The sequence below is a fragment of the Klebsiella sp. GB_Kp056 genome (genome assembly GCF_040064755.1).
GTDB lineage: Bacteria > Pseudomonadota > Gammaproteobacteria > Enterobacterales > Enterobacteriaceae > Klebsiella > Klebsiella quasipneumoniae.
In genome coordinates this window covers 59,101-67,934 of record NZ_JBEAJA010000050.1, presented here as the reverse complement: position 1 = coordinate 67,934, position 8,834 = coordinate 59,101, and the positions used below count along the sequence as shown (strand labels likewise).

The following is an 8,834-nucleotide window of genomic DNA, read 5'->3' as shown; positions in this document are numbered from 1 at the left end:
ACCGGTACTAATGAACCGTGAGGCTTAACCTTACAACGCCGAAGATGTTTTGGCGGATTGAGAGAAGATTTTCAGCTTCGATACAGATTAATCGATGCGTCCGCAGGACGTGTTGATAAAACAGAATTTGCCTGGCGGCACTAGCGCGGTGGTCCCACCTGACCCCATGCCGAACTCAGAAGTGAAACGCCGTAGCGCCGATGGTAGTGTGGGGTCTCCCCATGTGAGAGTAGGGAACTGCCAGGCATCAAATTGCAGTAAGCCGGGGTGACAACCGGTGGTAATAAAGCGAAAAAATTCGGTGGAGCGGTAGTTCAGTCGGTTAGAATACCTGCCTGTCACGCAGGGGGTCGCGGGTTCGAGTCCCGTCCGTTCCGCCACTTAATAAGAGCCCTGAGCATCTGCTCAGGGCTTTTTTGTTTGATCTGTTTCCGATTATTGCTAAATCAGCAAAAATCCTCTGCATTAATCGCTCTTTTTCCCCACCACACCATCAGCCATAATTTCATTCGTTAACCGAAATGAACAAATAACGAGGAAAAACATGGCAATCCCTGCATTTGGTCTTGGCACCTTCCGTCTGAAAGATGATGTTATTATCGCATCCGTAAAAACCGCGCTGGAGCTGGGCTATCGTACTATCGACACCGCGCAAATCTACGACAACGAAGCCGCGGTGGGTCAGGCTCTCGTTGAGAGCGGCGTGCCGCGTGATGAGCTGTTCATCACAACCAAAATCTGGATCGAAAACCTGAGCAAAGACAAGCTGATCGCCAGCCTGCAAGAGAGCCTGCAGAAGCTACGCACTGACTATGTTGATCTGACGCTGATCCACTGGCCGTCACCGAATGATGCGGTAGCTGTTGAAGAGTTTATGGCTGCTCTGATGGAAGCGAAGGCGCTCGGCCTGACCCGTCAGATCGGTATCTCCAACTTCACTATTCCACTGATGGAGCGCGCGATTGCCGCCGTTGGCGCTGAAAACATTGCTACCAATCAGATTGAGCTTTCGCCGTATCTGCAAAACCGTAAAGTCGTCGATTGGGCGCATGAGCACGGTATCCATATCACCTCCTACATGACCCTGGCCTACGGTAAGGCGCTGAAAGATGAGGTGATTGCCCGTATCGCGGCGAAACATAATGCGACTCCGGCGCAGGTTATCCTGGCATGGGCGATGGGCGAGGGGTACGCGGTGATCCCGTCCTCGACGAAGCGTGAGAACCTGGCCAGCAACCTGAAAGCGCTGGATCTGAAGCTGGATGATGAAGATCGCCAGGCGATCGCCGCACTGGATTGCAACGATCGGCTGGTGAGCCCGGAAGGTCTGGCGCCGCAGTGGGATTAATCTCCTGCTTCCGGTATGCCCATCAGAGGGTACTACGACAGCTCCTTCGGGAGCTGTTTTACGTGTTCGCTCAGAAAATCAATAAACGCCCTGATACGTGTGCTGACGGCTCTATCGCTGTAGTACACCGCGCTGAAAGGCATCTCCACCGGCAAACGTTTGTCGGCCAGTAGTTCAACAAACTCCCCACTGGCTATCTCTTTATCCACCATATAATCCGACAGGCAGGCAATACCGTTCCCGGTCAGACACAGTTGCTTGAGTGTTTCACCACTGTTCGATGATACCGCCGCCTCAATCTCTAACAACTGACCATCGCAACAGGATACCGGCCAGGTGTTCAGAGAGACGGGTTCAGTGAAGCCCAGACATTGATGTTGTTTCAGATCTGACGGATGCTGCGGCACGCCGTAGCGCGAAACATACTCTGGCGAGGCGACGATTTTCCGATAGCTGGTGAACAGCGGTCGGGCGCGCAGGCTGGAATCGGTTAAGGTTCCGGCCCGAATAGCCACATCCACTTTTCGTTCAATCAGATTAATAAATGTTTCTGACGACACGAGCGACAGCGTCATTTCCGGGTAACGCTCGCGAAATGGCTTCACCAGCGGCATGAGAAAATGCAGCATCACCGGCGTCGCGGCATCCACCCGCAGCAGGCCCCGCGGCGTCGTGCGCGTTTCCAGCAGGTCGTTTTCTGCCGCCGCCATCTCCTGCAATACCACCTGCATCCGGCGAAAATAGCGCTCGCCTTCCTCTGTCAGACTGAGCTGACGGGTGGTCCGATTGAGCAGGCTAACACCAAGCTTGGACTCGAGCTTTTTGACTGCCCGGCTGACGGCAGAGTTGGCCTGACCCAGCTGTTCGGCCGCCCGGCTGAAACTCCCGCTTTCCACTACCGCCACAAAGATGGCGATCTCCTCGGATGTGGCTCTCATTATTGCACCTGTAGCAAAATTCTATTGATACTTTGATAGTTTTTGTTATTTATACAACCCTTCATACTACGTGTCATCTTAATCCTGATGCTACGGAGTAAATTATGCCACTGGCGCTATTTGCCTTAACCATCGGTGCCTTCGCAATTGGCACCACTGAATTCGTGATTGTCGGCCTGGTCCCGACGATTGCCCAACAACTCTCTATTTCGCTGCCGTCGGCAGGCCTGCTGGTTTCTATCTATGCGTTGGGCGTGGCGATCGGCGCCCCGGTGCTGACGGCGCTAACGGGGCGTATGCCGCGTAAACAGCTGCTGCTGGCGTTGATGGTCCTGTTTACGGCGGGTAATGTGCTGGCCTGGCAGGCCCCGGGCTATGAAACGCTGATCCTGGCGCGCCTGCTGACCGGTCTGGCACACGGCGTGTTCTTCTCTATTGGCTCGACAATCGCCACCAGCCTGGTGGCAAAAGAGAAAGCAGCCTCGGCTATCGCCATTATGTTCGGCGGCCTGACGGTCGCGCTGGTGACCGGGGTGCCATTCGGGACTTTCATCGGTCAGCATTTTGGCTGGCGGGAAACGTTCCTCGCGGTATCGATTCTGGGGGTGATTGCGCTTATCAGCAGTCTGATTCTGGTGCCGAATAATATCCCGGGCCGCGCCAGCGCCAGCCTGCGCGATCAGCTGAAAGTCTTAACCCATCCGCGCCTGCTGATGATCTATGCCATTACCGCGCTGGGCTATGGCGGCGTGTTTACCGCCTTTACCTTCCTTGCGCCGATGATGCAGGAGCTGGCCGGCTTCAGCCCGTCAGCCGTGAGCTGGATCCTGCTGGGCTATGGCGTCTCGGTGGCTATTGGCAACGTATGGGGCGGCAAACTGGCCGATAGGCATGGCGCCGTCTCCGCGCTGAAGTTTATCTTCGCCGCGCTGGTTGTGCTGCTGCTGGTGTTCCAGCTGACCGCCAGCATTCACTATGCCGCGCTGGCAACGGTGCTGGTGATGGGCGTTTTCGCCTTCGGCAACGTGCCGGGCCTGCAGGTGTACGTGGTGCAAAAAGCAGAGCAGTACACCCCCGGGGCAGTCGACATCGCATCCGGCCTGAATATTGCCGCCTTCAACGTCGGCATCGCGCTGGGGTCGATCGTCGGCGGACAGACGGTCGAGCGGTACGGTCTGGCGCAGACGCCGTGGATTGGCGCGGTGATTGTGCTGGTCGCTTTGCTGTTGGTGGTCCTGAGCGGACGTTTAGATAAATTGCCACGCCGTTCGGCAGCGCTTTCTCCCGAAGGCTAAGGGTTTCTCGCAATTTGCATTGAAAGTGTATGGGAAAATCCCTATAACAGAATAACCAGTCGTCGTCGGGCTGGTTTCTGTTATCGAGGATTAATGCCCAAATTGCGAAAGAACACCTACGCCATGCGCTATGTCGCCGGACAACCTGCGGAGAGAATATTGCCTCCGGGGGCGTTTGCGGGCGTGAGTCCGGTTTATCCCGCCGGCACGCCGTTAAGCAGCGATGAGAAAATCCGCGTGCTGGTGTGGAATATCTTCAAACAGCAGCGCGCAGAGTGGCAGTCGGTCCTTAAGAATTTTGGCAAAGACGCGCACTTAGTCCTGTTGCAGGAGGCGCAGACGACGCCGGAGCTGGTCAGGTTCGCGACCACCAACTATCTGGCCGCCGATCAGGTGCCTGCGCTGGTGCTGCCGCAGCATCCTTCCGGCGTGATGACGCTGGCTTCCGCCCATCCTATCTATTGCTGCCCATTGCGCGAACGTGAACCTATTTTGCGTCTGCCTAAATCAGCATTAGTGACTGTCTATCCGCTGCCCGATGCGCGGCTGTTAATGGTGGTCAATATCCATGCCGTTAACTTCAGCCTTGGCGTCGACGTCTACAGCAAACAGCTGCTGCCGATTGGCGATCAGATCGCCCATCACAGCGGGCCGGTGATCATGGCCGGCGACTTCAATGCCTGGAGCCGCCCGCGGATGAACGCCCTGTACCGCTTTGCACGCGAGATGTCGCTGCGTGAAGTTCGTTTCCCGGACGATCAGCGCCGCCGCGCGTTTGGTCGCCCGCTCGATTTTGTGTTCTACCGTGGGTTAAGCGTGCACGATGCTTCCGTGCTGGTAACCCGCGCCTCCGACCACAACCCGCTACTAGTCGAATTCAGTCCCGGCAAGCCTGATTAATTTAAGGTTGGTCAGGCCTGCCATGGGGCAGGCCTGCGCATGCATGGTGCTGCCTTTTATTACTCAAAAAACCGTAAGGACAAGACAACATGACAACACGCTCTCACCATGACAACGTCGAAAAGCAGTTCGGCTCCCAGGCCAGCGCCTATCTGACCAGCGCCGTGCACGCCTCTGGTCGCGATCTGCAGCGGCTGGCGGAACGACTGGCTGATTTTCCTCAGGCGAAAGTGCTGGATATGGGCTGCGGGGCAGGGCACGCCAGCTTTACCGCGGCGGGACAGGTTGCCGAGGTGACCGCCTATGATTTATCGAGCCAGATGCTGGAGGTCGTTGCCGCCGCGGCAAAGGAGAAAGGTTTTAGCAATATCGTGACCCAGCAGGGGTATGCCGAAACGCTGCCGTTCGCTGATGCCAGCTTTGATATCGTTATCAGCCGCTATTCTGCTCATCACTGGCATGACGTTGGCCAGGCGCTGCGTGAGGTGAAACGTGTCCTCAAGCCGGGTGGGGTGATGATCGTAATGGACGTGATGTCGCCGGGCCATGTGGTGCGTGATGTCTGGCTGCAGACGGTGGAAGCCCTGCGCGATACCTCGCACGTGCGTAATTATTCCAGCGGCGAGTGGCTGACGCTGGCGACGGAGGCGGGGCTGGTGATTAATCAACTGTTGACCGATCGCCTGCCGCTGGAGTTCAGTTCGTGGGTGGCGCGGATGCGTACCCCTGAGCCGCTGGTGGAGGCGATTCGTTTATACCAGCAGAGCGCCTCGGCGGAGGTGAAAGCCTACTTTGAGTTACAGCAGGATGGTTCCTTTACCAGCGATACCATCATGTTTGAAGCGCATAAAGCGGTTTAATACGGACAACAAAAAAGGCACCGGGGGAAGTCGGTGCCTTTTTATCGAACCCTGACGTATCAGGACTCTGGTCGATCGCTGTTTTTCACAAACAGCGTTAGCTGATCGCCAGGCCGCAGATTGTCGGTATCGCTGTTCCAGCGCATGACGTCGCGAATATTAACGCCATGACGTTTGGCGATGCTCGACAGCGAATCACCTTTGCGAACGCGATAGGTGATGCTATCGCTGTTATTCGCCAGACGCTGCGCGCTGTTGCCGGCGCCGATAACCAGGTTCTGTCCAACCTTCAATCCAGAGCCGCGCAGGTTATTCCACTGCTGCAGATCGCGGGTCGTGACGCCGAGACGGGAAGCAATCCCGGAAATGGTATCGCCGGAACGCACCTTATAGCTTCGGCTGGTCAGCGGCGTATTATCCGCGAGCTGCGTCGGCTGTACGGCGGCAATGTCGCCAGAGGCCAGCGATTCACGCAACTGGGCTGCGTGTTTCTGCGGCACCATGACGTACTTTGGCCCGCTAGCGCCCAGCGTTGACCCCTTTACGCCGGCGTTGAAGGTCTTCAGCTTGCTGACCGGCATACCGGCCATATCCGCGAGCTGAGAAATATCAACCGGACTGTCGAGGCGAACGCGCGCCAGCGCACGGCTTTCATCAGCCGTAGGCAACTTTACGCCGTAACGTTTGCTGTTTTTGAGGATGTCGCTCAATGCCAGCATTTTCGGTACGTAGACTTTCGTTTCATGCGGCAGAGATAGCGACCAGAAATCGGTGGGTTTGCCACGCGAACGGTTCGCTTTCACTGCCTTCATGACCCGACCTTCGCCGCTGTTATATGCCGCAACCGTTAACAACCAGTCGCCGTCGAACATTTTGTTCAGACGTTGCATCATGTCCAGCGCCGCGGTAGTCGATGCGACAACGTCACGACGCGCATCGTAACTGCGGGTCTGTTTTAAACCATAATTGCGCCCTGTGCTCGGAATGATCTGCCAGATGCCTGCGGCATTGGCGCCAGACGTCGCGTGTGGGTCAAAAGCGCTCTCCACTATGGGTAGTAATACCAGTTCCATTGGCATGTTACGTTTCTTAACCTGCCCGGCTATCCAGTACATATACGGCTCTGCCCGTAAAGTTACATCGTGGAGATAGCTCTTATTTCTTAAGTACTTCTGTTTTTGCTCGCGAATCCGGGGGTTATCCGGTATTCCCATCTTTAGCTCGTCGCCTATGGAAGTCCACAGATCCTGGTCTTGCGCGTAGAAGGTTCCATCATCTAACCAGCGCGCTTGACTTGTGAACTTGCCTGCTTCCCCTTGACCAGCCGCAGAAAGGCTCTGTGCTCGCTGTTCGACGGTGCCATCGTGCTTAGACGCCTGGCACCCCACCAGCAGGACAGAGGCGAATAATATCGCTCGTGCCTTCATGTGTGTGTCAATAGTTGCTTAAAAGACGACCAAGGATAACGGCGAAGTTAGCCGATGACAAGAATTAAATATCAGAATTCGTCTTTCTTTGACCTTAACCACGCAAATCGCGCCACAGAGTGTTGCAATTTTGTTTCTTTGTTAATTTTGTCAATTAAATCAATATCATTTACCCGTAAAAATAAATTTATACGCCGCTCGTTTTTCAGAATTACGGGTAGTGTCTTTTGTTTTTTTGCACGTAACTCATTAACTTTATGATAGTAATCGTTTATGTCCCTATCATCAGGCAGGATACTCAACGCAAACTTCATATTCGCTAACGTATATTCATGTGCGCAACATATAAGGGTTTCTTCAGGAAGGGCGTTAATCTTCATAAATGATTGATACATCTGCTCTGCAGTGCCTTCGAACAGCCTTCCGCAGCCGCCGGAGAACATCGTGTCGCCGCAAAACAGATAAGGTTCGCTGTAGTAACAGATATGTCCTAATGTGTGACCTGGCGTGGAGAAAATGGAAAAATCGACCCCGAGAATTGACAGCCGATCGCCATCGTCTACTACCTGAGTAACCCCCTTATCCTGGGTTTCTGCCGGCCCGTAAACCACCAGAGAGGGGAATTTTTCACGTAATTGTTTTACGCCGCCGACGTGATCCTGATGGTGATGGGTCAGTAAAATGGCCTCGGGCTGCCACTGGTTTTCCTCGATTGCCGCCAGAACCGGCGCGGCCTCGCCCGGGTCAACGATGATGCAGCGGCCGTGATTCTCAGTGAGAACCCAGATGTAGTTGTCCTGAAACGCGGGAATACTGATAAGATTCATAAATTACCTCTAAAGCGTAGCGGAAGGTGGCAATGAAGCCGGCAAGGATACCTCATACAGTGACAGCGCCTGAGCATTGGTCCAGTATGCCGTGGGGCGAATACTATCGCGAAACGCTGGAGCAGCAGATGAAGCCGTGGCTGGCTAAATTATATGGCTTTCATCTGCTTAAGATTGGCAATCTGAGCGCGGAAATCAATACCGAAGCTTGCGCCATCTCGCACCAGGTGAATGTCTCGCTGGCGGGAAACCCAATGCAGGTCCGGGCCGACCCGCTGCATTTGCCCTTTGCCGAAAAGTCCGTCGACGCCTGCCTGCTGGCGCATACCCTGCCGTGGTGCAGCGATCCGCATCGCCTGCTACGGGAGGCCGATCGCGTCCTGATCGATGATGGCTGGATGATCCTGACCGGGTTTAATCCGGTGAGCCTGATGGGATTGCGTAAACTGGTGCCGGTGCTGCGCAAAGGCACGCCGTACAACAGCCGTATGTTTACGTTGATGCGCCAGCTGGACTGGCTGTCGCTGCTCAACTTTGAAGTGCTGCATTATGGGCGTTATCAGGTTTTACCCTGGTCGCGGCATGGCGGCAAACTGCTGAGCACCCATCTGCCAGCGCTGGGCTGTTTGCAATTGATTGTCGCCCGCAAACGGACTATTCCGCTCACCCTTAATCCGATGAAGTCAGGGAAAGCGAAAACCCAGCTGCGGCCGGCAGTAGGCGCCACCCGGCAGTGGCGCAAGGGGCAGAATTAGCTCTCCGGCTGGTAGCCGAGGTCGTCCTGAGTGGGATGGGAGGCCGCCGCGCGGGCCAGCTCGTCGCAGCGTTCGTTTTCTGGATGGCCGGCGTGGCCCTTCACCCACTCCCATTTGATCTTATGCTGGCCAAGCGCGGCGTCCAGCCTCTGCCAGAGGTCGACATTCTTTACCGGTTTTTTCTCTGCCGTTTTCCAGCCGCGCTTTTTCCAGTTGTGGATCCACTGGGTGATCCCCTGGCGGACATACTGGCTGTCGGTGCTGAGCACCACCTCGCAATGCTCTTTTAACGCTTCGAGGGCGACGATCGCCGCCATCAGTTCCATGCGGTTATTGGTGGTCAGACGGTAGCCGGCGCTAAAGGTTTTTTCGTGCTGGCGGTAGCGCATAATGGCGCCGTAACCGCCGGGTCCTGGATTTCCCAGGCAAGAGCCGTCGGTGAAAATTTCTACCTGTTTGAGCATCTCTGGTAGACTTCCTGTAA

9 protein-coding genes, 1 tRNA gene and 1 rRNA gene are annotated in these 8,834 nt (G+C 55.4%); 7 read left to right on the top strand and 4 right to left on the bottom strand.

Features of this window, described 5'->3' with window-relative positions; translation table 11 throughout:
• Window positions 1–130: 130 nt before the first annotated feature.
• From rrf to dkgB, 3 genes are all read left to right on the top strand, one after another.
• Window positions 131–246, top strand: a 5S ribosomal RNA gene (gene rrf / locus ABLV52_RS12865).
• Between the two features lie 57 nt (window positions 247–303).
• Window positions 304–380, top strand: a tRNA-Asp gene (locus tag ABLV52_RS12860).
• A 164-nt stretch (window positions 381–544) separates the two neighbouring features.
• Window positions 545–1,348 carry a 2,5-didehydrogluconate reductase DkgB gene (dkgB, locus tag ABLV52_RS12855; RefSeq protein WP_348890465.1) on the top strand — a complete coding sequence of 268 codons (804 nt, stop codon included), beginning with the start codon at window positions 545–547 and terminating at the stop codon, window positions 1,346–1,348.
• A 32-nt stretch (window positions 1,349–1,380) separates the two neighbouring features.
• On the opposite strand, the gene yafC is transcribed toward dkgB, so the two are convergent.
• Window positions 1,381–2,286 carry a DNA-binding transcriptional regulator YafC gene (gene yafC, locus ABLV52_RS12850; protein ID WP_023288494.1) on the bottom strand — a complete coding sequence of 302 codons (906 nt, stop codon included), beginning with the start codon at window positions 2,284–2,286 and terminating at the stop codon, window positions 1,381–1,383.
• Between the two features lie 104 nt (window positions 2,287–2,390).
• Between yafC and ABLV52_RS12845 the strand changes: the two genes are divergently transcribed.
• The 3 genes from ABLV52_RS12845 to ABLV52_RS12835 all read left to right on the top strand — a co-directional run bounded on the left by ABLV52_RS12845 (window position 2,391) and on the right by ABLV52_RS12835 (window position 5,341).
• A complete protein-coding gene (locus ABLV52_RS12845) occupies window positions 2,391–3,581 on the top strand; it encodes an MFS transporter (protein WP_048334092.1) in 1,191 nt (396 codons plus the stop codon).
• Between the two features lie 102 nt (window positions 3,582–3,683).
• Entirely contained in the window at window positions 3,684–4,481 is a 798-nt protein-coding gene (locus ABLV52_RS12840; RefSeq protein ID WP_072096514.1) for an endonuclease/exonuclease/phosphatase family protein, read from the top strand.
• An 89-nt stretch (window positions 4,482–4,570) separates the two neighbouring features.
• The gene (locus ABLV52_RS12835; RefSeq protein WP_023288497.1) at window positions 4,571–5,341 is read left to right on the top strand and encodes a class I SAM-dependent methyltransferase; all 771 of its coding nucleotides are present in this window, start codon (window positions 4,571–4,573) and stop codon (window positions 5,339–5,341) included.
• Window positions 5,342–5,400: 59 nt separating this feature from the next.
• Here the strand turns inward: ABLV52_RS12835 and mltD are convergent, their stop codons facing one another.
• Window positions 5,401–6,768: a murein transglycosylase D gene (gene mltD, locus ABLV52_RS12830; protein ID WP_348890464.1), complete on the bottom strand. Its 1,368-nt coding sequence runs from the start codon at window positions 6,766–6,768 to the stop codon at window positions 5,401–5,403.
• Window positions 6,769–6,839: 71 nt separating this feature from the next.
• The gene (gene gloB / locus ABLV52_RS12825; RefSeq protein WP_086076313.1) at window positions 6,840–7,595 is read right to left on the bottom strand and encodes a hydroxyacylglutathione hydrolase; all 756 of its coding nucleotides are present in this window, start codon (window positions 7,593–7,595) and stop codon (window positions 6,840–6,842) included.
• A 32-nt stretch (window positions 7,596–7,627) separates the two neighbouring features.
• Between gloB and ABLV52_RS12820 the strand changes: the two genes are divergently transcribed.
• Window positions 7,628–8,350, top strand: coding sequence for a class I SAM-dependent methyltransferase (locus ABLV52_RS12820; protein ID WP_004204619.1), 723 nt, complete (start codon window positions 7,628–7,630; stop codon window positions 8,348–8,350).
• Here ABLV52_RS12820 and rnhA read toward each other — a convergent pair.
• Window positions 8,347–8,814, bottom strand: a complete 468-nt coding sequence (rnhA, locus tag ABLV52_RS12815; RefSeq protein ID WP_048334094.1) for a ribonuclease HI — start codon at window positions 8,812–8,814, stop codon at window positions 8,347–8,349. The two genes, ABLV52_RS12820 and rnhA, sit on opposite strands and share 4 nt — an antisense overlap.
• Window positions 8,815–8,834 lie beyond the last annotated feature (20 nt).